Annotated in this window: 21 protein-coding genes and 1 riboswitch; of the genes, 7 read left to right on the top strand and 14 right to left on the bottom strand. The window is 69.9% G+C overall.

Features of this window, described 5'->3' with window-relative positions:
• Positions 1-116 precede the first annotated feature (116 nt).
• From AB8M46_RS39685 to sigC, 3 genes are all read right to left on the bottom strand, one after another.
• Complete coding sequence (locus AB8M46_RS39685) at positions 117-572, bottom strand: (2Fe-2S)-binding protein (protein ID WP_007030011.1); 456 nt, start codon at positions 570-572, stop codon at positions 117-119.
• A gap of 26 nt (positions 573-598) precedes the next feature.
• Positions 599-2,851 (bottom strand): xanthine dehydrogenase family protein molybdopterin-binding subunit, encoded by a 2,253-nt coding sequence (locus AB8M46_RS39680; protein ID WP_037344944.1) that lies wholly within the window; start codon positions 2,849-2,851, stop codon positions 599-601.
• A 245-nt stretch (positions 2,852-3,096) separates the two neighbouring features.
• On the bottom strand, positions 3,097-3,666 hold the full coding sequence (gene sigC, locus AB8M46_RS39675; RefSeq protein ID WP_016335903.1) for an RNA polymerase sigma factor SigC: 570 nt from the start codon (positions 3,664-3,666) through the stop codon (positions 3,097-3,099).
• A 58-nt stretch (positions 3,667-3,724) separates the two neighbouring features.
• Here sigC and AB8M46_RS39670 point away from each other — a divergent pair, with 58 nt between their 5' ends.
• The 3 genes from AB8M46_RS39670 (at position 3,725) to AB8M46_RS39660 (ending at position 6,262) form a co-directional block, all read left to right on the top strand.
• Positions 3,725-4,453 (top strand): zf-HC2 domain-containing protein, encoded by a 729-nt coding sequence (locus AB8M46_RS39670; RefSeq protein WP_378427458.1) that lies wholly within the window; start codon positions 3,725-3,727, stop codon positions 4,451-4,453.
• 208 nt (positions 4,454-4,661) lie between these two features.
• Positions 4,662-5,864, top strand: a complete 1,203-nt coding sequence (locus AB8M46_RS39665; protein ID WP_037344942.1) for an ROK family protein — start codon at positions 4,662-4,664, stop codon at positions 5,862-5,864.
• Positions 5,865-5,908: 44 nt separating this feature from the next.
• On the top strand, positions 5,909-6,262 hold the full coding sequence (locus AB8M46_RS39660) for a nuclear transport factor 2 family protein (RefSeq protein WP_037344941.1): 354 nt from the start codon (positions 5,909-5,911) through the stop codon (positions 6,260-6,262).
• On the opposite strand, the gene AB8M46_RS39655 is transcribed toward AB8M46_RS39660, so the two are convergent.
• Positions 6,259-6,765 (bottom strand): PaaI family thioesterase, encoded by a 507-nt coding sequence (locus AB8M46_RS39655; RefSeq protein WP_037344940.1) that lies wholly within the window; start codon positions 6,763-6,765, stop codon positions 6,259-6,261. The genes AB8M46_RS39660 and AB8M46_RS39655 overlap by 4 nt on opposite strands.
• Positions 6,766-6,836: 71 nt before the next feature.
• Here AB8M46_RS39655 and AB8M46_RS39650 point away from each other — a divergent pair, with 71 nt between their 5' ends.
• The 3 genes from AB8M46_RS39650 to AB8M46_RS39640 are packed head-to-tail and all read left to right on the top strand — an operon-like array spanning position 6,837 to position 10,530.
• Complete coding sequence (locus AB8M46_RS39650; RefSeq protein ID WP_378427460.1) at positions 6,837-7,394, top strand: TetR/AcrR family transcriptional regulator; 558 nt, start codon at positions 6,837-6,839, stop codon at positions 7,392-7,394.
• 44 nt (positions 7,395-7,438) lie between these two features.
• Entirely contained in the window at positions 7,439-8,173 is a 735-nt protein-coding gene (locus AB8M46_RS39645) for an HAD family phosphatase (protein WP_125735257.1), read from the top strand.
• 56 nt (positions 8,174-8,229) lie between these two features.
• Positions 8,230-10,530, top strand: a complete 2,301-nt coding sequence (locus AB8M46_RS39640) for a glycoside hydrolase family 65 protein (protein ID WP_394363502.1) — start codon at positions 8,230-8,232, stop codon at positions 10,528-10,530.
• A gap of 73 nt (positions 10,531-10,603) precedes the next feature.
• Here the strand turns inward: AB8M46_RS39640 and AB8M46_RS39635 are convergent, their stop codons facing one another.
• The 4 genes from AB8M46_RS39635 to AB8M46_RS39620 form a co-directional block, all read right to left on the bottom strand.
• Positions 10,604-10,783, bottom strand: coding sequence for a hypothetical protein (locus tag AB8M46_RS39635; protein ID WP_394363477.1), 180 nt, complete (start codon positions 10,781-10,783; stop codon positions 10,604-10,606).
• 39 nt (positions 10,784-10,822) lie between these two features.
• Positions 10,823-11,779, bottom strand: coding sequence for a Ppx/GppA phosphatase family protein (locus tag AB8M46_RS39630; RefSeq protein ID WP_378427463.1), 957 nt, complete (start codon positions 11,777-11,779; stop codon positions 10,823-10,825).
• A gap of 202 nt (positions 11,780-11,981) precedes the next feature.
• On the bottom strand, positions 11,982-13,022 hold the full coding sequence (locus AB8M46_RS39625) for an LLM class F420-dependent oxidoreductase (RefSeq protein ID WP_037344934.1): 1,041 nt from the start codon (positions 13,020-13,022) through the stop codon (positions 11,982-11,984).
• Between the two features lie 80 nt (positions 13,023-13,102).
• Positions 13,103-16,414, bottom strand: coding sequence for a DUF885 domain-containing protein (locus AB8M46_RS39620; RefSeq protein ID WP_394363476.1), 3,312 nt, complete (start codon positions 16,412-16,414; stop codon positions 13,103-13,105).
• Positions 16,415-16,539: 125 nt separating this feature from the next.
• On the opposite strand from AB8M46_RS39620, the gene AB8M46_RS39615 reads away from it, so the two are divergent.
• Positions 16,540-17,526 carry an AsnC family protein gene (locus AB8M46_RS39615; protein ID WP_037344931.1) on the top strand — a complete coding sequence of 329 codons (987 nt, stop codon included), beginning with the start codon at positions 16,540-16,542 and terminating at the stop codon, positions 17,524-17,526.
• A gap of 401 nt (positions 17,527-17,927) precedes the next feature.
• Here AB8M46_RS39615 and AB8M46_RS39610 read toward each other — a convergent pair whose 3' ends face one another.
• The 6 genes from AB8M46_RS39610 to AB8M46_RS39585 form a co-directional block, all read right to left on the bottom strand.
• Entirely contained in the window at positions 17,928-18,854 is a 927-nt protein-coding gene (locus AB8M46_RS39610; RefSeq protein ID WP_394363475.1) for an RluA family pseudouridine synthase, read from the bottom strand.
• The gene (gene lspA / locus AB8M46_RS39605; protein WP_037344928.1) at positions 18,851-19,414 is read right to left on the bottom strand and encodes a signal peptidase II; all 564 of its coding nucleotides are present in this window, start codon (positions 19,412-19,414) and stop codon (positions 18,851-18,853) included. The genes AB8M46_RS39610 and lspA overlap by 4 nt, the downstream gene beginning before the upstream one ends.
• Before the next feature lie 24 nt (positions 19,415-19,438).
• Entirely contained in the window at positions 19,439-19,618 is a 180-nt protein-coding gene (locus tag AB8M46_RS39600) for a hypothetical protein (protein WP_394363474.1), read from the bottom strand.
• 123 nt (positions 19,619-19,741) lie between these two features.
• Positions 19,742-20,026, bottom strand: coding sequence for a hypothetical protein (locus tag AB8M46_RS39595; protein ID WP_394363473.1), 285 nt, complete (start codon positions 20,024-20,026; stop codon positions 19,742-19,744).
• 19 nt (positions 20,027-20,045) lie between these two features.
• Positions 20,046-21,389, bottom strand: coding sequence for an aminotransferase class V-fold PLP-dependent enzyme (locus tag AB8M46_RS39590; RefSeq protein ID WP_394363472.1), 1,344 nt, complete (start codon positions 21,387-21,389; stop codon positions 20,046-20,048).
• Positions 21,390-21,421: 32 nt separating this feature from the next.
• Positions 21,422-21,536, bottom strand: a riboswitch (SAM riboswitch).
• A gap of 128 nt (positions 21,537-21,664) precedes the next feature.
• A complete protein-coding gene (locus tag AB8M46_RS39585) occupies positions 21,665-22,348 on the bottom strand; it encodes a M23 family metallopeptidase (RefSeq protein WP_394363471.1) in 684 nt (227 codons plus the stop codon).
• Positions 22,349-22,356 lie beyond the last annotated feature (8 nt).

Here is a 22,356-nt window from a genome sequence, read left to right as displayed (position 1 = left end):
TCGTCGAGTCCCTGGGGCCGTCATCTAACACGACTTGTCCGGAGGTGGCCTGTCGAAGCGGAAAGACTCCGCCGGTGCGGCGGGAAATCGGGATTCCCGCCGCACCGGCGGGAATTTCACATCTTCGCGGCCGCGCTCTTGATGGCTTCGCGGATCCGGAAGTAGGTGCCGCACCGGCAGACGTTCTGGATCGCGTCGATCTCGGCGTCCGTCGGGTTCTTCGTCTTCTTCAGCAGCGCCACCGCGGCCATGATCTGCCCCGGCTGGCAGTAGCCGCACTGCGCGACGTCCTGCTCCAGCCAGGCCTCCTGCACCGGGTGCAGGTCCTCACCGTCGGCGAGGCCTTCGATCGTGGTGACCTCCTTGCCCGAGCAGTCGGACACCGGCGTCACGCACGGGTTGAACGCCTCGCCGTCGAGGTGGCTGGTGCAGGCCTTGCAGACGTTGATCCCGCAGCCGTACTTCGGGCCGCGGACGCCGAGTTTGTCGCGCAGCGCCCACAGCATGGGCAGATCCGCGGGCGCGTCGACGGTGACGGTCTTCCCGTTCACCGTGAAGGTGTAATTGGGCATCGGAACTCCTTGGCGGGGAAGGAAAGTCAGCGGGGGAACGGGTCGAAGTCGATCGGGAAGTTGATCGGGAAACTACGCGGTTTGATCCCGGTCGCCCGCGCGTAGGCGTTCCCGATCGCGCCGACCGGCGCGGGCACGCCGAGCTCCCCGGCACCGCCGATCTCGCCCGTTTCCGGCATGACGAACACCTTGACGTCCATCGGCGAGTTCTTCTGCCGCGCGTAGTGGAACTGCGAGTAGCTGCCCTCCAGCGGAAGCCCCTTGTCGATGTGCAGGCCCGCCGTCAGCGTGGTGGAGATGCCGTCGGTCAGGCCGCCGAGCATCTGCGCCTCGATCCCGCGCGGGTTGATCGGCTTACCGACGTCGACCGCGATGGTCGCCTTGGTGACACGCGGCTTCTTCGGGTCGCGGGCGTCCATTTCGACGAGGCACGCGGTGTACGACTTGTACTCGCCGTGCACGGCGACGCCCTGCGCGAAACCCTTGGGCATCTTCTTGCCCCACTCGCCGAGTTCCGCGACCTTGTCCAGCACGGCGCGCTGCCGGTCGTTCTTGATGAACTCGCGCCGGAACTCCACCGGGTCCTTGCCGAGCTTCGCGGCGATCTCGTCGACCATCATCTCTTCCGCGCCGCGCGTGCTGGCCGAGTACACCGACCGCCAGGCGCCGGTGTGGAAGTCCACCGGAACCTCGTTGAGCAGCTGCGTGGTGACGCCGAAGTTGTACGGCGACTTGACCGTCAGCAGGAACACCGTCTGCGCGAAGCTCAGGTTGCCGCCGACCGGGAGTTCGGCGGCGAAGGCGGTCAGGACCTCGCCGAGGCCGTGGCTCCAGTCGGTCTCCACGCTGGCGACGCGGTGTTCGAAGGTGAGCACCTGGCCGAGGGCGAAGGTCGCGCGGATCTTGTGGTGACTCGCGGCACGGGCGCGGCCGTGGCGCATGTCGTCGATGCGGCTCCACATCAGCCGCACCGGCCGCTTGAACGCCTTGGAGGCGCGCGCGGCCTCGATGGCGCCGTCGGAGAACAACCGCCGTCCGAACGAGCCGCCCGCCTGCTGGACGTGCACGACGACCTTGTTCTCGGGCAGCCCGAGTTCCCGCGCGATGTTCTGCTTCGCGAGGATCGGCACCTTCATCCCGGACCAGATGGTCGCGCCGTCCTCGCGGACGTCGGCGACCGCCGAGTTGGTCTCCAGCGGGGCGTGACTGGCGAAGGCGAAGTCGAACTCGCCGTCGACGTACTGGGTCAGCAGCGGCGGCACGACGAACGGGAGCGCCGCGGCCTGCAGCTTCTTCTTGATCGTCGCGTTGTTCTCCCCGTCGACGGTGCCGCCGTTCCAGCTGACGTCGAGGGCGTTCTTGCCGTCCAGCGCCTGGCCGAAGGTCTCGGCCATCACCGCGACACCCGTCTTGATCACCGCGATGTCGATGATGCCCGGCATCGCGCGGACGGCGGCCTCGTTGTTGACCTTCGCGACCGTGCCGTTGATCGTCGGCGGGCGGCGGACCATCACCGGCTTCGCGCCGGGGATGTCCAGGTCGAGGGTGTACTTCAGCTGCCCGGTGACCATCGCGCGGGCGTCCTTGCGCGATTGCGGCGTGCCGATCAGCTTGTGCGCGGACTCCGCCTTCGGGGTCGCGGTGAGCTTGCCGAGGTCGGCGCGGGCGGCGGGTTTGGCCAGTGCGCCGTAGTCCGCGCGGCGGCCGTCGGGGGCGATCACCGCACCGTCCCTTGTGGACAGCCGGTCCGCCTTGGCGCCCCACTGCTGAGCGGCGGTCGCGACCAGGCGGGCGCGGGCGGCGGCCGCCGCGGTGCGCACCGGGGTGTAGAGCGAGCGCATCGTGTTGGAGCCGCCGGTCAGCTGGTTGAACAGCAGTTCCGGGCGGGCGTCGGAGAGCACGACGTCGACCTGGTCGAGCGGGATGTCCATCTCCTCGGCGACCAGCATCGCGTTCGCCGTGGTGATGCCCTGGCCGACCTCGGTCCGCGGCAGTTCCAGCCGGACCCGGCCGTCTTCGCGGACTTCGAGGACCAGCAGGTTGGCGGTGGGGGCGTTCGACAGGATCAGCACGTCGCCGAGGTCGAGGATCTCGGCCGGCCCCGGCGGGGTGGGGATGACGGCTTCGGCCTCTTCGGGCGCGACGGTGTCGATGCCGATCTTCGTGGCGATCGTGAGGGTGGGCGCGGCGACGAGGAAGGTCAGGAACCGGCGGCGGCCGAGGCCTCCGGGGTCCGGAGCCTCGCTGCCGTGGCCCTCAGCGGTGGTGGGACTGGCCATCGGGAAGATCCCTTCGAGAGCGCGCGGAGCAGGCGGGGACCCTCGCGCGGCCTGGGGTTGGATGGCGACACGCTAGGCATCGGCATTCGGCCTAGTCAACGCGGAGTAGTCGTGTCGCCCCATCTGTGTGACGAGGTGACAGCGGAAGGGCTCAAATGTGTGACGCGCCACAGCGTACGTGGCATTTCGTCCTCTCAATGCGGTAGTTGGCAGCGCGAACTACCGCATTGAGAGGACGAAACGCGTCAGATGGAGTCGCGCTCCCGGCCCGCTTCGAGCAGGTCTTCGCGGGCGCGCGCGACGCGCGAACGCACGGTGCCGACCGGGCAGCCGCAGATCTCGGCGGCCTCGGCGTAGGACAGGCCCAGCACCTGGGTGAGCACGAGAACCTCGCGCCGCTCCGGGTCGAGCCCGTCGAGCAGCATCCGCAGCTCCACCAGGTCTTCGAACCCGGCGACCCCCTCGGCCTGGCGGGCGCCGCGCCGTTCGGCGGTGGCCTCCCAGTCGACGTCGGCGAGCTTCGGGCGCGCCGAAGCCGCCCGGATCCGGTCGACGACCACCCGGCGCGCGATCGACAGGAGCCAGGTCCGCGAGGACGACCGGCCGGCGAACCGGCGCAGGCTGCCGAACGCGCGGAGGTACGTCTCCTGGGTGAGATCGTCGGCGGCGCCGACGTCGGCGAGGTGCGCGACGAAGCGCCAGACGTCCGCCTGGGTGGCACGCACCCAGTCCTCGAGCGCCCGCCGGTCGCCGCGGGCGGCGGCGAGGGCGAGCTCGGTCACCCGCTCGTCGTCGTGGTTGCGCGCCCCGGCCATACGAGAAACGTAGCAGCGTCCCGGGAACCGGGGCAGGCCCGCGCCCGACAAGTGAGACGTGAAGTGCGAGACCTGCCGCGAGGCCCTGTCGGCCCGGCTCGACGGCGAAACCGAACCCGCCCCGCCCGAGGTGGTCGACCGGCACGTGGCCGGCTGCGCCGCCTGCCGGTCCTGGCTCTCGCGCGCCGAACGGCTGCACCGGACGCTGCTGCTGCGCCCGGCGCCCCCGGTCCCGGACCTCACCGCCGTCATCCTCGAACGCACCCCCGCCCCGCCGGGCGAGGGCTGGCCTGCCAGGATCGCGCTCGCCCTGGTCGCGATCGCGCAGCTCGGCCTCGCCTTCGCCCAGCTGCTGGGCGTCGAAGACCACACCGCGGGACACGGCACGGAATCCCTGATCGGGCACCTCTCCCATGAAAGCAGCGCGTGGAACCTCGCCGTCGGCGTCGGGCTCGGCTGGGCGGCCGTCCGCACGAAGGCGGCGTCCGGGCAGTTGCCCGCGCTGACCGGTTTCGTCGCGCTCCTCCTGGCGTTGTCGGCGGGCGACCTCGTCACCGGTCAGGTGACCGCCGGACGCGTGCTCACGCACGGGCTGGTCGTCGCCGGACTGCTGTTGTTGTACGTGGTGAACCGGCAGCACCGGCTCCGCAACCGCCCCAGCCCGGCGACGACGGCCGACCATCCGGGTTCCCACAGCGCGGAGACCGGCTACGAGACCGGCGAAACCCCCGAACGACCCCGGCAGCACAGGGGATTCCGGCGGCCGGCGAGCCGTCACGTCGCCTGACGCCATCTGGTCTAGACCATTACCGGTCACTGGGAGCACGCGTCCGGATACCGGGTGAATCGCGGTTTTTCGCGCGCGGCGTGCGCGATTCGCGGCGCGGGCACGTTTATCGTCGCCTGGGACCACCGAATGTAAACCTTCTTGCCCATTTCGGGCCGGAGGCGGATAACTTTGGTGGAACACCTTGGTTCGACAGGAGGCGAAGCTCGTGGTTGGCGCAGAAAACCCACCCGTCGGCACCCCCGCCGGGATGCGGAAGATCAATCAGCGCGCCGTGCTGGACCTCCTGCGCCGCAGCGGCCCGGCGACGCGGCCCCAAGTCGCCAAGGACACCGGTCTTTCGAAACCCACGGTGAGCCAAGCGTTACTGGCCCTCGAAGCGGCCGGTCTCGCCAGGGCGACCGGGCACACCTCGACCGGCACCGGCCGGTCCGCCGTCCTCTACGAGGCGGACCCCACGGCGGGTTACGTCCTCGGTGTCGACATCGGACGCGAGCATCTCCGCGTCGCCGTCTCGGATCTCGGCCACACCGTGGTCGCCCGCCGTGACGAGCGGAACACCTCGCGTTCGGGCACCGCGCTCGTCAGCGCCGTCGGCGCCCTCGCGGCGGCGACCGTGCGCGAAGCGGGACTGTCTCAGGCGGACATCGTCGTGCGGGTCCTCGGCTCCCCCGGCGTCGCCGACCCGGACAAACGCTGCTTCCGGCACGCGCCGAACCTGCCCGGCTGGGGCAAGGCGGGCCTGCTCGACGAACTCGAAGGCGTCCTCGGCCCGGACCTCATGGTCGAGAACGACGCGAACCTCACCGCCGTCGGCGAATGGGAACGCGGTGCCGCGCGCGGCGCGTCCGTGTTCGGCTGCATCACCATCGGCACCGGCGTCGGGATGGGCGTGATGGTCAACGGCCAGGTCTTCCGCGGCGCGACGGGTGCGGCGGGCGAGATCGGCTACCTGCCCTACGGCCAGTCGCACGCGGCGAGTGAGGGCGAGGACGCCCCGCCGGTCCGCGGCCACCTCGAAGAGGCGACGGCGGCACAGTCCGTCGTGCGCGGCGCGCGTGAACTCGGTCTCGGTACGGCGAAATCGGCCCGCGAGGTCTTCCGTCTCGCCCGCGACGGCGACGAGCTCGCCTTGCGTGCCGTCGAGGCGGAGGCCGACAGGCTCGCGTACACCGTGGCGTCGGTGGCGGCGGTGATCGACCCCGAACTGATCGTGCTCGGCGGCGGCATCGGTACCGCGGCCGATCTGCTGCTCGACCCGATCGACCGCGCCCTGCGCTCGTTCACCCCCCTGGTCCCCTCGGTCGTCCAGGGCGAACTGGGCGACGACGGCGTGCTGACCGGTGCGATCAGCGTCGGGTTGCGCGCCGCCGAGGGTCTGGTCTTCGAACGCAAGGTGGGCGCGGCCTGAGGCATTACCTCCGCGGTAATCGACAGCGGGTGCACGCTGTTCCTATGACTACAGCCAAGAAAATCGTCCTCGACTGCTTCGAGAACATGTTCGTGCACAAGGACTTCGTCGCCGCGAGCGCGAACGTGCATCCGGATTTCGTCACCCACAGCCCGGGTTTCCCCTCCGGCCGTGACGCTTTCGTCGAAGCCATGCGGAATTCACCGATGGCGGACGCGGACGTCGCGGTGAAACGCGTGATCGCCGACGACGAGCACGTCGTCGTCCACCTGCACGTCGTCCGGCCGGGTGAGGAAGCCGGGGCCGCCGTCGTCGACATCGTCCGCGTGGCGGACGGGCTCATCGTGGAGCACTGGGACGTCAAGCAGCCGGTACCGCCCGGCGCGGAAATGTTCTAGGGCTTGATGATCAGGCAGGTGCTCGACGCCGTCGCGAGCACCTTGCCCTGCCCGTCGCGGATGTCGCCCTCGGCGAACGCGACGCGCGAACCGGCCTTCACGATCCAGCCGTGCGCGCGGATCTCCCCCACCGAACCGGAAATCGCGCGCAGGTAGTTCACCTTCAGCTCCACCGAGGTGTAGCCGACACCGGCGGGCAGGGTCGAATGCACCGCGCACGCGACCGCCGAGTCCAGCAGGGTCGCCGCGACGCCGCCGTGCACGGTGCCGATCGGGTTGTAGAGCGACTCGTCCGGCGTCGCGGCGATCACGACGTCACCCTCGGCCACGCTCACCCAGCGCATGCCGAAATGCGCCGAGATCGGCGCGGGCGGGATCCGGCCCTCGGCGATGCCGGTCAGGTATTCGAGCCCGGAAAGCTCCCGGCCGAGCCGGGCGGTGGGCAGCGGATCCTGCCAGGTCACGGTCTTCTGCCTGGTCTGTCCGGTGACGTCGATGGTCATGGCTGCCTCCTAAGACGATCGTCCTAGGTTTTCCTAAGACGGTCGTCCTAGTCAAGGACTATGCTGGACACGTGTCCGACACCACCACCCGCGAGCGGATGATCTCGACCGCGATGACGCTCTTCCGCCGTGAGGGCTACCAGGCGACTTCGTGGCGGCGGCTGGTCGAAGAGGCCGGCACGCCCTGGGGGTCGGCGTACCACCACTTCCCCGGCGGCAAGGAGCAACTCGCGGTCGCCGCGATCGAACTCGGCACCGCCGTCGTGACGAAGACGGTCCGCCGTGCCTTCGAGCGCAACGAGACGGTCGAAGACGCCGTGGCCTGGTGGTATCGCAAGGCGGGTGAGGCGCTGGCCGCCGACGACTACCGCGGTGGCTGCCCGCTCGCCACGATCACGCTGGAGATGGCGCACGCCTCCCCCGCGATCACCAAGGCGTGCCAGGACGCGTTCGCCGCCTGGCACAAGCTGCTCGTCGAACTGCTCGGCGACGTCGAAGATCCCGAAGACGTCGCGACGGCCATCATGAACAACCTCGAAGGCGCCCTGCTGGTCAGCCGGGTCCACCGATCGCCGGAACCGCTGGAGCGGGCCGCGCGGCACGTCGCGCTCGTGGTCCGCGCCGCCTGACGAAGCCGAGCGCCCACCGGCGAGCGCGGGTAGCGTTGCCAGGCATGATCGGTCTGCCCGACACCATCACGGCCTGTCTCTTCGACCTCGACGGCGTGCTGACCGGAACCGCGGCCCAGCATCGCGCGGCGTGGAAGCGCACGTTCGACGAGTTCCTGCGCGCCCGCGACGGCGACGCGTTCTCGCCGTTCACCGACACCGACTACGCGGCCTACGTCGACGGAAGGCCCAGGGCCGACGGCGTCCGCACCTTCCTCACCTCGCGCGGGATCGAGCTGCCCGAAGGCAACCCCGACGACGACATCGACGCCGCCACCGTCAATGGGGTCGGGAACCGGAAGAACCAGCTGGTGCTGAAGATCATCGAGGAGGAGGGCGTGACGCCGTACCCGGGTTCCGTCCGGTACCTGGAAGCGGCGAAGGCGGCGGGCCTGCGTATCGGCGTCGTCACTTCGTCGGCCAACGGCGCCAAGGTGCTCGACGCCGCCGACCTGACCAAGTTCGTCGAAGCGCGGATCGACGGGATCGTGATCGCCGAGAAGAACCTGCGCGGCAAACCGGCGCCCGACTCCTTCCTCGCCGGCGCCGAGGCGTTCGAGGTCGCACCGGCGAACGCGGCCGTCTTCGAGGACGCGCTCGCGGGCGTGCAGGCGGGCAAGGACGGCGGTTTCGGTTACGTGGTCGGGGTGAACCGCGCGCACCAGGCGGGCGAACTGCTCGCGCACGGCGCCGACGTCGTGGTGGACGACCTCGCCGAACTCCTGGAGGACCGCAAGTGAGCGAAGCGCTTTTCCGCGGCTACGAGGTCGCGCCCTGGGAGCTGCGCTGGCACGGGATGGACGTCGACGCGTTGCAGCGCACCGAATCGGCGTTCGCGGTGTCCAACGGGCACATCGGCCTGCGCGGGACGCTGGAGGAGGCGGAGCCGCGCGGCCTGCCGGGCACCTACCTCAACGGTTTCTACGAGCAGCACGACCTTCCGTACGCGGAAACCGGTTACGGCTACCCCGAAGAAGGCCAGACCGTCGTCAACGTGACCGACGGCAAGATCCTCCGGCTGCTGGTCGAGGACGAACCGCTCGACATGCGATACGGCCAGGCCACCGAACACGACCGCGTGCTCGACTTCCGGAAGGGCACCCTCGCGCGCGACACCGTCTGGTCCTCGCCGACCGGGCGCCGCGTCCGGGTGAAGACCGAGCGCTTGGTCTCGTTCACCCAGCGCGCCGTCGCCGCGATCCGGTACGAGGTCGAACCGCTCGACGACGATCTCCAGCTGGTGGTGCAGTCGGATCTGCTGGCGAACGAACCCATCGAGTCCGACACGCGCGATCCACGGGTCGCGGCGGCACTCGAATCGCCGCTGGTCGGCGAATATCACCACGCGGAGGCGTATCACGCGGTGCTGGTGCACCAGACCCGGCGATCCGGGTTGCGGATGGCCGCCGCGATGGACCACAAGATCGACGTCTCCGACGGCGTGCGCACGCATATCGAGGCCGAGGACGATCTCGCGCGGCTCACCATCGCCGTCGACGTGCCCAAGGGCGGACGGCTGCGGATCACCAAGTTCCTCGCCTACGGCTGGTCCGCGCAGCGTTCGGTGCCCGCGGTGCGCGCGCAGGTCGAGGCCGCGCTGGCCGGGGCCCGGCAGACCGGCTGGAAGGGACTGCTCGCCGAGCAGAAGGAGTTCCTCGACGATTTCTGGGAGACCTCGGACATCGAGATCGACGGCGACCCGGAACTGCAGCAGGCCGTGCGGTTCGCGCTCTTCCATCTCCTGCAGGCCGGGGCCCGCGGTGAGACGAGGGCGTTGGCGGGCAAGGGTTTGACCGGCCCCGGCTACGACGGCCACGCGTTCTGGGACACCGAGACCTTCGTTCTGCCCGTGCTCACCTACAGCATCCCGGACGCCGCCCGCGACGCCCTGCGCTGGCGTCACTCCACTTTGGACAAAGCGCGGGAAAGGGCGACACAGCTGGGTCTACGCGGTGCTGCGTTCCCCTGGCGGTCCATCAACGGCGCCGAGTGTTCGGCGTACTGGCCGGCGGGCACGGCGGCGTTCCACGTCAGCGCGGACATCTCCGACGCCGTCGTGCGGTATCTCAACGCCACCGGCGACGAGGAGTTCATGCGGACCTGCGGCGCCGAACTGCTCCTGGAAACCGCGCGGTTGTGGTTGTCGCTGGGGCATTTCGACCGGCGGGGCCGGTTCCGGATCGACGGGGTCACCGGGCCGGACGAGTACTCCGCGGTGGCGGACAACAACGTCTACACGAATCTCATGGCCCGCCGGAATCTTTTCTACGCCGCCGAAATCGTCGGCCAACACGACGACATCGCCCGGCGGTTCGACGTCGGCGAGGACGAGGTCGCGTTGTGGCGCAAGGCGGCCGACGCGATGCTGGTGCCCTACGACGAAGACCTCGGCGTCCATCCGCAGTCCGAAGGGTTCCTGGAGCACGACGAGTGGGATTTCGCGGCGACGGACCTGGATTTCTACCCGCTGCTGCTGAACTTCCCGTACTTCGACCTGTACCGCAAGCAGGTGGTCAAACAGGCCGACCTGGTGCTCGCGCTGCATCTGTGCGGGGATTCCTTCACCCCTGAACAGAAAGCGCGCGACTTCGCCTACTACGAGGCGATCACCGTGCGGGATTCCTCGCTGTCCGCGGGAACGCAGGCCGTGGTGGCGGCCGAGGTCGGGCATCTCGAACTGGCCTACGACTACCTCGCCGAGGCGGCGCTCACCGACCTGCACGACGTGCACAACAACGTCCGCAACGGACTGCATCTGGCCTCGCTGGCCGGCGCGTGGCAGGGCACCGTCGCCGGATTCGGCGGGCTGCGCGACCACGGCGGGCGGCTGACCTTCGCGCCGCGGCTGCCGCCCCAACTGCGGCGGATCGCGTTCCGGCTGACCTTCCGCGGCACCCGGTTCCAGGTCGAGATCGACGGCGAGAACGCGACGTACCACGTGATCACCGGGGAACCGCTGGAACTGGCGCACCACGGCGAGACCTTCACGGTGACCGCCGAGCCGGTTCGGCTGCCGATCCCGGCGATCGATCCGGGTCCGGCACCGACGCAGCCCGCGGGCCGCGCTCCGGCGAGGCGGCGGCCGAAGGACGCGTGACCCGCGAAATGTCATGAAAGGGCCGTTCAGGACGAAAAATGTCCTGAACGGCCCTTTCATGACACTCGCAAGCTCAGTCCGGCGGTTCGATCGGCGCCTCGCCGCCACCCGGCACGTCGTCGACCTCCTTGGTGCCGTGCGGCCCGATGTCCCGGTTCGGCGCGCTCGGCACGTCGGTCTTCGGCTGGATCCCGCGGATGTCGTCGAGGTCTTCTTCGTCGTCCTGCCCGAAGCTCTTCTTGCTTTCCCTCATGTGTCCGGGGTACCCGCTCGCGGCCGGATGCGCCAGTCCTCAGGCGGCTTTCGCCGGTTTGCCGTCCAGCGTGACCAGCCCGTCGAGCATGCCGAGCAGCAGTCCGTCCCTGGTGGACCACGGGCAGATGGCGACCTGACCACCCGAAAGCGTCAGCAACGCCTCGGCGACGATCGCGCCCGCGAGCGCCTGATGGGACCGCTGGCGCGAAATACCCGGCAGTTCGGCGCGGCGTTTCGCGGGCAGCTTCGCCAGCCGCGGGATCCACGCGCGGAGGTCGTCGAGGTGCAGTTCCCTGGAGCGGGACGGCCGGTCGCCGGCGAGCCGGGCGAGTTGCCGCAGCACCTTGGAGCAGCCGACGGCGTGATGGTCGCGGATCTGCGGCAGGACGTCCCGCATCGCGTCGCTGACCTCGTCGAGCACGTGTTCGCGCATCGCTCGCACGACCTTGGGCGACGGGCATTCGGTGCTGAACCAGTCCCGGGTCAGCGAGCGCGCGCCGAGCGGCAAGGAGTGCGCGAACCCGGCTTCCTCGGCGTCCCCCGCGGCGAGTTCGACGGTCCCGCCGCCGATGTCGAGTACGAGCAGCCGTCCGGCGGAAGCGCCGTACCAGCGGCGCGCGCCGACGTAAGCCAATTCCGCCTCGCGGCGGCCGGTGAGGAAGCGGAGTTTGACCCCGGTCGCCTTCGCGACTTCGCAGACGACCTGCTTCACGTTGGTCGCGTCGCGGATCGACGACGTGGCGAGCGGGTACACGTCCTCGACGCCGTGCTTGGCGGCCATGGTCATCCCCGCCTCGACCGCGGAGGAGACCGCGTCGATGCCGCGCCGGGTCAGGTTCCCGTCATCGTCGAGTTCCCGGTCCAGCCGCAGCCGCGTCTGGTGGCTCAGCACGGGGTCGAGCGGCGAACCACCCTTGGCCAGGACAACCAGCCGTGCACTGAACGACCCGACGTCCAGGACCGCGGCGGACGGCTCGCCGATCTGCTTGCGCACGCGAGGCACCTCACCTTCGTCGCGAACGGATTCCCCCGAGGTCTCGCTTTCACTCCTGATAATGGCGGATTTCCCCGCCGTTCAGGCGTGATTCACGTTCTCTTTCCACCGGGAGGCCGTTTTTTGACCACGAAGGGGGTACACCGGCGCAGGTCAAGTATACCGTATCGATACAGGTGAGAGGTTCGCCTCCCCTGCGCGCCTAATCGATGAGTTCGCGCAGCTTCGAAACCTGCGCCACGCGGGCCTCACGGCCGGGCAGCAGCGGGTTGACCACCAGCGTGGTCGCACCGGCCTCGCGGAAGGCCGCCAGCCGCTCCTTGACGTAACCCTCGGGACCGATCAGCGAAATCGCCCTGATCAGTTCCTTCGGCACCGCCGCGGCGGCTTCTTCCTTCTTTCCGTCCAGATAAAGGTCCTGGATGAGCTTCGCCTCGGCCTCGTAGCCGTACCGCTGGGCGAGACTGTTGTAGAAGTTCTTGCCGCGCGCGCCCATGCCGCCGATGTAGAGCGCCAGCATGCCGCGAAGGTGGTCCAGCATCCCTTCGACGTCGTCACCGATCGCCAGCGCCGTGCCGACGAAGGTGTCCAGCTCGCCCAGCGACGGGTCGCGCTTCGCCTTGCCCTCGGCCAGCGACGCGCCCCAGACGTCGGCGGCCTTCTCGGGGTGGAAGAAGATCGGCTCCCAGCCTTCGGCGAGTTCGGCGGTGAGCGCGACGTTCTTCGGGCCGATGGACGCCAGCAGGATCGGGATCCGCTCGCGCACCGGGTGGTTGATCAGCTTCAGCGGCTTGCCGAGCCCCGTGCCCTGCTCGGGTGGCAGCGGGATCGAGTAGTGCGTACCGGAGTGCACCACCTTCTCCCGCCGCCACACCTGACGGCAGATGTCGATGATCTCGCGCGTGCGCCCGAGCGGCGCGTCGTACTTCACGCCGTGGAAACCCTCGATGACCTGCGGACCCGAGGCGCCGATGCCGAGCGTGAACCGGCCGTCTGACACGAAGTCGAGCCCGGCGGCGGTCATCGCGGTCAGCGTCGGCGTCCGCGTGTAGATCTGGAAGATGCCCGACGCGATCTGGACCCGATCGGTCTTCGCCGCGACGTAGCCGAGCTGGCTGACCGCGTCGAACGAATAGGCCTCGGGGACGAAGACGATGTCCAGTCCGGCCTTCTCCAGTTCGACGATGTCGGCCACGCTCTCGGCGAACCCGCCGGCGTAGCTGATCGCGGTCCCGATCCTCATCCGCATCTCCTCATCGAGTTACTGAGCGCTCGCTTAGCGACAGTATGCGCCGGGAGCACGCACTTCGCCTGTGTTCCGGCTCACTGCGCGGCCACCCACTCCTTCACCACGTCGTCCAGGACCCGCAGCGGCAGGATGCCGTTGCCCAGCACGACCTCGTGGAAGCCCTTGATGTCGAACCGGTCGCCGAGGGCGGCCTCGGCCTCGGCGCGGATCCGCTCGATCTCCAGCCGTCCCACCATGTACGACAGCGCCTGCCCCGGAACGGCGGCGTAGCGGTCGATCTCGGCCTCGATCTCCACCCTGGCCATCGGCGTGTTCTCGGCCAGGTAGTCGACGGCCTGCTGACGGCTCCAGCCGAGCGCGTGCATCCCGGTGTCGACCACCAGCCGTCCGGCGCGCATCGAATCCTGGGTGAGCATGCCGAACCTGGTCAGGTCACTGGAGTACAGGCCCATCTCGTCGGCGAGGCGCTCGGAGTAGAGACCCCAGCCTTCGACGTAGGCGTTGACGTCGGCGTGCCCGCGCAGCATCGGCAGGCCCTTGAGCTTGTGCGCGATGCAGATCTGGAAGTGGTGCCCCGGAACGGCTTCGTGGAAGGCGATCGCCTCGCTCGTGTGCTTCGGGCGCTGCTCGGCCTCGTAGGTGTTCGCGTAGTAGGTGCCCGGCCGCGTACCGTCGAGCGACGCCTCGATGTAGTACGCCAGCGTGCCGCCGGGTGCCTCCGCGGGCGGGACCGGCTCGACCTCGCACCGTTCCTCGGGAACGGTCGAGAACCACTCCGGCGCGACGGCTTCGGCACGCAGGATGGCGTCACGCGCGGCGGTGAGCAGTTCGTCGCCGTCTCGCCAGCGCAGCGCCGGGTCGGTACGCAGGCGCTCGAAGATCTCGTCGAGATCCTTGGTACCGAAGATCTTCTCGCCCAGCTCGCGATACTGGTCGGCCAGTTTCGCGATCATGTCCAGACCGGTGTCGTGCAGATCCTGCGCCGTACGCTCGGTGGACGTGTGCGCCCGGATCAGCGCGGCGTACTTCTCCTGCCCGCCGGGAAGCGCGCAGAGACCCGGCTCCTTTTCGGACTTCGCCACGGGACGCAGTTCGGTGGCGAGGAAGTCGCGATACCGGGTGTAGGCGGGCCGGACGACTTCGGCCAGCAGCCGGTCCCGTTCGGTCTCGTAGCCCTCCACGGAAACGGACGCGGTGAGCGCCAGCGGATCGCCCGCCTCGTCGCCGAGATAGCGCTCCACGTAAGCGATCCCGCCTTCGACGAGGAAGTCGGGCGGGACCAGCCCGTCGGCCGCGGCCGCGCGCTGGCGCACGATCAGGGCGTCCAGGTAGGCGCCGAGACCTTCCAGCCGCTTCAGGTAACCGCGGACCTTCTCCTCGTCGGTCAGCGACAGCACCGCGAGTTCGTTGAGCAGGAACAGCGCGGGCGAGGCCAGCCCGTCGCTGACCGAGAACTCCGCGGCGCGCGAATCGATGACGTCGACCATCGCCTTCGCCTGCTGGATCACGACCTCGCGGGTGACCGCCTCGGCCGGGGAAAGCCCTTCGGTGGCAAGGGCTTCGGCCCGCTCGGCGATGGCGACCGCCGACGCGCGCTGAGCGGCCGCGGCCTCCGCGCTCGGGTCCGGCAGAGCGCCTTCGTCGCCGGGGAGGCCGAGCAGGGAGCGCCACAGCGGAAGCTCCTCGAACTTGAGCTCCATCAGCTCCTCGGCGAGGCCGTTCGGCGTGTCACCGTGGCCCTTCACCCAGTCGCGGACCACGCCGTCCAGCACCGAAAGCGGCAGCGAACCGCCGCCGAGCACGACGTCGTGGAACGCCTTGATGTCGAAGCGGCTGCCCAGCGTCAGCTCGGCCGCGGCGCGGATGCGCTGGATCTCCAGCCGTCCCACCATGTACGACAGCGCCTGGCCGGGGAAGGCGATGTACCGGTCCACTTCGGACTCGATCTCCACGAGCGCCATCGGCGTGTTCTCGGTGAGGAAGTCGATGGCCTGGCGGCGGCTCCAGCCCAGCGCGTGCAGCCCGGTGTCGACGACCAGCCGTCCGGCGCGCATCGAATCCATGGTCAGCATGCCGAGCTTCGCGACGTCGTCGGAGTACAGGCCCATCTCGTCGGCGAGGCGCTCGGTGTACAGGCCCCAGCCCTCGGCGTACGCGGTGAAGTCGCCGATACGGCGCAGCAACGGGAGCTCGGTGAGGCCCTGCGCGAGGCTCAGCTGGAAGTGGTGGCCGGGGATGGCCTCGTGGAAGGCCGTCGCCTCGGCCGCGTGCCGGAACCGCTCCTCCGCCTTGTGGGTGTTGGCGAAGTAGATGCCGGGGCGGGAGCCGTCGACCGCGGGCCACATGTAGTACGCGGCGGGCGCGCCGGGCGCGGATTCGGCGGGGACCGCCTCGACCGTCCACGGCTGCGGCGGGATCCGGCCGAACCAGTTCGGCGCCTCGGCCTCGGCCCTGGTGATGGCCGCGCGGGCCGAGTCGAGCATCTCGTCGGCACTGGACCAGCGCAGGTCCGGGTCGGTGCGGAGCTTGCTGAAGATCTCCTGGAGGTCGCTGGTGCCGAACACCCGGGAGCCGTACTCGCGGTACTCGCCGGCGAGGCCCGCGATCACGTCGAGACCGGTCTGGTGCAGCTCACGCGGGGTGCGGACGGTCGTGGTGTGCATCTCGGCGAGCAGTGCGTAGAGGCGCTCGCCGTCGGGCAGCCAGCAGACGCCGGGCTTGTCCTCGGGACGGCCGTGCGGCGCGATCTCCTTCGCCAGCACCTCCCGGTACTCGGCGATCGCGGGACGGACGGTGTCGCGCAGCAGGTCGGCGCGGCGGGTCTCGAAGTCCTCGTTCGGCGCGGGCTGGCGCAGCAGCGGGTCGGCCGAGGGCTCGGCGAGGTGGCGGTCGAGGTACGCGACGGCGGCGTCGACCAGGTAGGCGACCGGGACCAGGCCGCGGGCGACGCCGTCCCGGTGCCGCTGCGCGGCCTGCCGCAGGTACTCCGGGATCGCGGCGATCCGCCCGAGATGGGCCTCCGCCTGCGCGTCCGTGCCGACCGACATCATCGGCAGCACGGTGAGCACCTCGGCGGCGGGCGAGATGAACAGGTCACTGATGGTGAACTCGACGAACCGCGAGTCCAGCAGGGCGATCCTCGCCCGCGCCATCGCGATCAGGACGTCACGGGTGGTCTTCTCCTCCGCGCTCAAACCGTCGGTGGCGAGTGCCTCGGCCCGCTCGGCGAGCCCGGCCAGCCGCGCGCGGAAAGCGTCCCCCGCGGCCTCGCTGAGATCGGTGAGCCCGGTCGATTCCGGACGGAAGCCCTGCAAAGCGGGCATGACCGGCTCGGCGTCGAAGAGGGCTTCGACGAACTCGTCGGCGAGGGCGGAGACTTCGCTCATGTTTTCTTTCCCCAGTGGTCGATGGAGGCGGTGTCCCCGACCCTAATGGAGAGCGAGTACTACCGAAGCCGGGATTTGCGGCCTCTCCCCGCGGCGCCGGAGGCGAGACGGTAGCGTTCCCCGACGTGGCCGTGACCGATCCCGTGGACATCCGCCTGCTCGCCGCCCTCGCGGACCTGGGCAAGGCGGCCGTACACGAACTCGCGGCGAAGGTCGGGATGGATCCGCGCGAGGTCGCGTACCGCCTGGTCGCCCTCTCGGGCAGCGGGTTGCCCCTGCTCGTGGGCGTGGAGAGCGACCCGAACGGGCTACGCTCCGCCATCGCCGGCTCGCCGCCCTCCTGGGCCCAACAGCCCCCTCAACAACCCCAGCGTCCACCGGGGCACTCCGGACCGCACAACATCCAGGGGACTCCCTCGGGGCCGTACAACGTCCAGGGGACGCCTTCGGGCGCGTACAACGTGCACGGCACCCCCTCGGGCCGCTACCCCGGCCCGCCGTCGGCTCCGGTGCGCCAGCCGATGGCGCCGCCGCAGCCCCCGCCGCGTCCGCCCGCGCCACCGCAGCAGCAGTTCGCCCCGCCGCCGGTGGCGCCCGTCGACCCGGTGATGAGCACCTGGGGTGTCCCCCAGACCGCGTCCTGGGCGCGCGGCGACGAGCAGCAGGTCACCCCGCAGGCCGCCCCGGAGGGCAAGAAGGGCCGGACCGGCGACGTGATGGAGACCCAGGGCCTGGAGGGCGAGCAGCTCACCGTCCAGCTGCTCGAGGTCCAGGACCCGGCGGACTACCTGTTCAGCGCGGCGGGCTACTCGCTGGAGGCCGGGGAACGGTCGGTCGTGGTGCACACCGAGATCACCAACCGCGGGAACATCCCGTTCGTGTCGCTTCCGGACAACTACCTCGAACTGCTCACCGCGGACGGCAAGCCGATCGCGAAGGCGCCGGTCTCCCTGACGTCGCGGCCGCCGCACAAGATCGGCGTCCGGCCCGGCGAGACGCTCGGCGGGCACACCGTCTACGTGCTGCCGGACGCCACCCGCGTGGTCGCCGTGCGCTGGTCACCGCGGCCGGAGCCCGACGAGCGCACGCTGACCTGGTCGATCGAGGACTAGCGCGCCCCTGTTTCCGCATTCAGAGGACTAAATGCGGCTCTTCAGGACGCGACAAGGCAAGGTAGTGAAGGCCTCCTTCCCTACCCTCAGGGTGGTGAAGGAGGCCTTCACGGACGCCGATCGCCTCAACAGTCACGGAAGCCCCACGCGCCACAACGGTTGCGCGTGAAGGCCCCCTTCACGCGGCTGAGCCGAGGAAACTCGCCCTTCGCGGCTGCCCAGATGTCATGAAAGGGCCGTTCAGGACACATTTCGTCCTGAACGGCCCTTTCATGACATACAGCACCGATTCTGTCTCCCCACAAGTACGTGAAGGACCCCTTCACTGCGCTAGACGCAATGAAGGGGTCCTTCACGTACCTCTCAAGCCCGCATTCAGAGGACTAAATGCGGGAAGGGGGCTAGTTCTCGGCCTGCAGGATCCGCAGCGCGTTCGCCAGGTCGTCCGGGTACTCCGACTCGAACTCGACCCAGCGCCCGTCGGCCGGATGCGCGAAGGCGAGCGTCTTCGCGTGCAGCCACTGCCGCGAAAGCCCGAGCTTGCGCGCCAGCACGGGGTCGGCGCCGTAGGTCAGGTCGCCGACACACGGGTGCTTGAGCGCCGAGAAGTGCACGCGGATCTGGTGCGTGCGGCCGGTCTCCAGCTTGATCTGCGCCAGCGACGCGGCACGGAAGGCCTCGACGACCTCGTAATGCGTGACGCTGGGCCGCCCGCCCTGGACGACGGCGAACTTGTAGTCGTGCCGGGGGTGCCGGTCGATCGGCGCGTCGATGGTGCCGCGCGTCGGGTCCGGGTGGCCCTGGACGATGGCGTGGTAGCCCTTGTCGACGGTGCGCTCCTTGAACGCCCGCTTCAGCACGGTGTACGCGTGCTCGCTCTTCGCCACGACCATCACGCCGGTGGTGCCGGCGTCCAGCCGGTGCACGACGCCCTGGCGTTCGGCCGCGCCGGAGGTCGCGATCCGCAGCCCGGCGGCGGCGAGCCCGCCGACGACGGTCGGCCCGGTCCAGCCGGGGCTCGGGTGCACGGCGACGCCGACCGGCTTCGAGATCACCACGATGTCGTCATCGTCGTGCAGGATCTTCATACCCTCGACGGGTTCCGCGACGACCTCGATGGCCGAAGCCGGGTCGGGCAGCGTCACTTCGAGCAGTCCGCCGGCGCTCAGCCGGTCCGACTTCCCGGCGGGCTTGCCGTCGAGGTAGATCTCGCCGGATTCGGCCAGTTCCGCCACGACGGTGCGGGAAAGTCCCAGCAGCTTCGCCAGCCCCGCGTCGACGCGCATTCCGTCGAGCCCGTCGGGGACGGGCAGCATGCGCGCGCTCATTCGGTCGCCGCCTTCTTCTTGTCCTTTGTGGATGTTCCGTCGTAGTCCTTGCCCAGCAAGGAAAGGATCACGATGAGCACGCCGCCGACGCAGATCGCGGAGTCGGCGACGTTGAAGATCGCCCAGCCCTGCCCGTTCGGCGCGAAGGCGGAGATCATGTCGACCACGTGCCCCTGCAGCGGGCCGGGGGCGCGGAAGATCCGGTCGGTCAGGTTGCCGAGCGCGCCGGCCAGCACCAGGCCGAGGCCGATCGCCCAGCCGACCGACCGCAGCCGCCGCGACAGCCAGACGATGGCGATCACGACGGCGATCGCGACCAGCGCGAGCACCCAGGTCAGCCCGGTCGCCATCGAGAAGGCGGCACCGGGGTTGCGCACCAGCTGGAAGTACACGAGCCCGCCGAGGAACTCGACCGGCTGCTTGCCCTCCAGCGTGGACACGGCGATCTGCTTGGTGAGGAGGTCGATCCCCCACAGCACCGCGGCGACGACGAACACCACGGCGACGCGCTTCTTGGGCAGCGGCGGCGATGGCGGCGCGGTTTCGGGCTCTGTACTCACTCCCCCATTGTCCACTGAGCGTGTTCAGGCCTCCTCGGCGGCCGTCTTCGGCCTGCTCAGCAGGGCCGCGAACGCCCCGGCGAGCGCCACCAGCGACGACAGCACCAGCGCGAGCTGTCCGTGCGCGGGCACGACCGCGCAGAGCACGAAGGCCGCGGCGACGACCAGCACCAGCACGCTGCGTTCCAGCCAGGCCAGCAGCACCAGGCCGATCGTCAGCAGGATCGCGCTCCGGGTGTCGCCGTCGAGGTCGAATTCCCAGTAACCGACCAGGTCGGCCAGCGCGATGGCGACCAGACCGCCGAGCGCGATCGCGGCGACCTTCCATTACCGCATGGTCTTCGTCCGAAGGGCATAGAACAACACCGTGCCGAGGTAGACCGCGAACACGGCGAACAGCCAGTTGTCCATCCTGCCGATGGCGCCGGCCGAAACCGCGGTCAGGGGCGTCCCCGCGCTCTGGACGGGGCCGAACATGCCGCCGTCCCCGTGAGGCACGTAGGCGAACCACCCTTCGGACCGGTGCGAGCCGACGGACAGGGCCACCACGGCCAGCTGGGCGAATCCCAGCAATGCCAGCGGAAACCAGTAACGCGGTCGCTCGTTCCCCATGCGGGGTGAGGGTAGTGGCTCAGGCGCAGAACGGGGGCAGTTCGCGCGGATCGTTTTCCGGCACCCAGCGGCCTTCCGGCTTCTCGTACTGCCAGCGCGCGCCGCGGGCGACGATCTGGCGCAGCGCCAGGACGATCCGGTCCACGTGTTCGGTGGTGCTGCCGAGGCCGAGGCTCACGCGCACGGCCTGCTGGCCCGTCGAACCGGCGACGGCGATCAGCCGTTTGGTCGCCACGTGCGCGCAGAACGCGCCGTCCCGCACGCCGATGCCGTACTCCGCGGACAGGACCGCGGCGAGCCAGCCGGGTTCGAACCCGTCGACGACGAAGCTGAGCGTGCCGACGCGGTCGACCGGAGCGTCGAACAGCCGCAATTCGGCGAAGCCGGGAATGGCGGCGAGACCACGACGCAGCCGCGCCAGCAGTTCCTCTTCGTGGGCGACGATGCCGTCCCAGTTCGCGGCCAGCGTCTCGCAGGCGACACCGAGCGCGTAGACGCCGACAGTGTTGGGAGAACCGGCTTCGTGCCGCTCAGGTCCGGAATTCCAGACCACGGAGTCATGGCTGACGAGCTTCGTCGCGCCGCCGCCGGCGAGGTACGGCTGGGCCGCGCGCAGCCAGTCCGCGCGGCCGATCAGCGCGCCGGCGCCGAAAGGTGCGTACAGCTTGTGGCCCGACAACGCGACGTAGTCGACGTCCAGTTCGCGCACCGAGATCTTCCGGTGCGGCGCGAGCTGCGCCGCGTCGAGTGCGATCCGGGCGCCGTGCCGCCGCGCGACGGCCGCGATCTCCTTGACCGGCAACAGTTCGCCGGTCACGTTGGACGCGCCGGTGAGCACGACCAGCCGCGGCCCCTGCGGGCAGTCCGCGAGCGCTTCGTCCACAGCGGACACCGCGGCGAGCCGGGTGCGCGGCGTCTCGACCCGGCGGACGTTCGGCCCCTTCCACGGCAGCAGCGCGGCGTGGTGCTCGGTGTCGAACACGACGACCGACGTGTGCTTCGGCAGGCTGCGGGCGAGAAGGTTGAAGGAATCGGTGGTGTTGCGGGTGAACACGACGGTGTCGGTCGATCGCGCGTCGACGAAGTTCCGCAGGATTCCGCGCGTCCGCTCGTAGAGCTTGGTGGAGACCTGCGAGGCGAACCCGGCCCCGCGGTGCACGCTGGCGTACCAGGGCAGGAACTCGTCGACCGCGGCCCGCACCTTGTCCAGACAGGGTGCGCTCGCCGCGTGGTCGAGGTTGGCGTAACCGATGTCGCCGCCGGTGACCAGCGGAACCCGCAGACCGGCACCCGCGACCGTCGGGATTTCGTGCGTGGCAACGGTTTCAGCAGGGGTGCTGGTGCGTTCGAGAGCGAGAGTCATCGTCATCCTCCGGGCCAGGGGACCCGACGAGGATCCCGCGCTTGCCCGTCGCACCACGCGACGAGCCAGGTCCTCACCCGGGGCACCCCACCGCGGTAGGAGGGTTGCCGGTCAGCTAGCCGGGGCTTGACGCTGACACTCGTGACCTACGGACGAAGTTAGCGGATGGGCGGGCGATCGAGCCAGCCCTCGTCCGCATCTTGAGACGCCGCTCACGTGTCCCGCGAGCGGGAAACACCGCTGCCCGGCGCCGCGCCGCGCCGGGCAACGGCAGGTCAGACCCGGAATCGGCCGGGCAGTCCGATGGTCGCGCGGGAGGAGAGCTCGGTCGCGGTACCCGAGTACTGATCGGTCCCCGCGGTGAACCGCCAGCCGCCGAAGGTCTTGCCGTCGACCGCCTCGCCGTAGGCCTCGGCGACCGTGGTCGAGACCTCGTCGTAGGACTTGCCGTTCCAGTTGCCGGCGCCGACCCCGAAGTCGCGCGAGTCGCCGCCCTGCGCGGCGGCCGTGGGCAGGGTCCACAAGGTGAAGTGCACGTGGGCGCCGGTGCTGCTGCCACCGCAGGGCAGCGCGTTGCCGGTCCGGCCGAGGGCGTCGCCGGGGACGACCTGCTGGCCGTCGGTGACCGAAATGTTCTCCATGTGGTAGTACCCGGTGCGCCAGCCGCCGTCGTGGTCGACGGTCACCCAGTCGCCGCCGGAGCAGTGCTGGATCCGGACAGTGCCCGCCAGCGGGGCGCGAACGGTGCTGTCGCCGGGGCTGAAGTCGATGGCGTTCTTCACGCCGGAGTTCCCGTTGTCCGAGTGGATCCCCGCCGAGTAGACCGATTGGCCCGTCTCGAAGGGCAGCCCGAACGCGGGAAAGGCACCGGCCGCCGTGGCCGTCGGAGCGGAGAGAGCCACTCCGACGAGTGCCACCGCGGCCCCCAGACCGGCGAACCGCACAGGAAGTTTCGTCACCTTGCGTA

It is taken from the genome of Amycolatopsis sp. SB7-3 (assembly GCF_041021335.1).
GTDB lineage: Bacteria > Actinomycetota > Actinomycetes > Mycobacteriales > Pseudonocardiaceae > Amycolatopsis > Amycolatopsis japonica.
The sequence above is the reverse complement of the archived record's forward strand: the minus strand, read 5'-3'. Positions and strand labels throughout refer to the sequence as shown.

Coding starts and splice junctions, on each gene's coding strand:
- AB8M46_RS39685 (WP_007030011.1), bottom strand. CDS start 572: ATGCCCAATTACACCTTCACGGTGAACGGGAAGACCGTCACCGTCGAC.
- AB8M46_RS39680 (WP_037344944.1), bottom strand. CDS start 2,851: ATGGCCAGTCCCACCACCGCTGAGGGCCACGGCAGCGAGGCTCCGGAC.
- sigC (WP_016335903.1), bottom strand. CDS start 3,666: ATGGCCGGGGCGCGCAACCACGACGACGAGCGGGTGACCGAGCTCGCC.
- AB8M46_RS39660 (WP_037344941.1), top strand. CDS start 5,909: ATGACTACAGCCAAGAAAATCGTCCTCGACTGCTTCGAGAACATGTTC.
- AB8M46_RS39655 (WP_037344940.1), bottom strand. CDS start 6,765: ATGACCATCGACGTCACCGGACAGACCAGGCAGAAGACCGTGACCTGG.
- AB8M46_RS39645 (WP_125735257.1), top strand. CDS start 7,439: ATGATCGGTCTGCCCGACACCATCACGGCCTGTCTCTTCGACCTCGAC.
- AB8M46_RS39640 (WP_394363502.1), top strand. CDS start 8,230: ATGGACGTCGACGCGTTGCAGCGCACCGAATCGGCGTTCGCGGTGTCC.
- AB8M46_RS39635 (WP_394363477.1), bottom strand. CDS start 10,783: ATGAGGGAAAGCAAGAAGAGCTTCGGGCAGGACGACGAAGAAGACCTC.
- AB8M46_RS39625 (WP_037344934.1), bottom strand. CDS start 13,022: ATGAGGATCGGGACCGCGATCAGCTACGCCGGCGGGTTCGCCGAGAGC.
- AB8M46_RS39620 (WP_394363476.1), bottom strand. CDS start 16,414: ATGAGCGAAGTCTCCGCCCTCGCCGACGAGTTCGTCGAAGCCCTCTTC.
- AB8M46_RS39610 (WP_394363475.1), bottom strand. CDS start 18,854: ATGAGCGCGCGCATGCTGCCCGTCCCCGACGGGCTCGACGGAATGCGC.
- AB8M46_RS39595 (WP_394363473.1), bottom strand. CDS start 20,026: ATGGGGAACGAGCGACCGCGTTACTGGTTTCCGCTGGCATTGCTGGGA.
- AB8M46_RS39590 (WP_394363472.1), bottom strand. CDS start 21,389: ATGACTCTCGCTCTCGAACGCACCAGCACCCCTGCTGAAACCGTTGCC.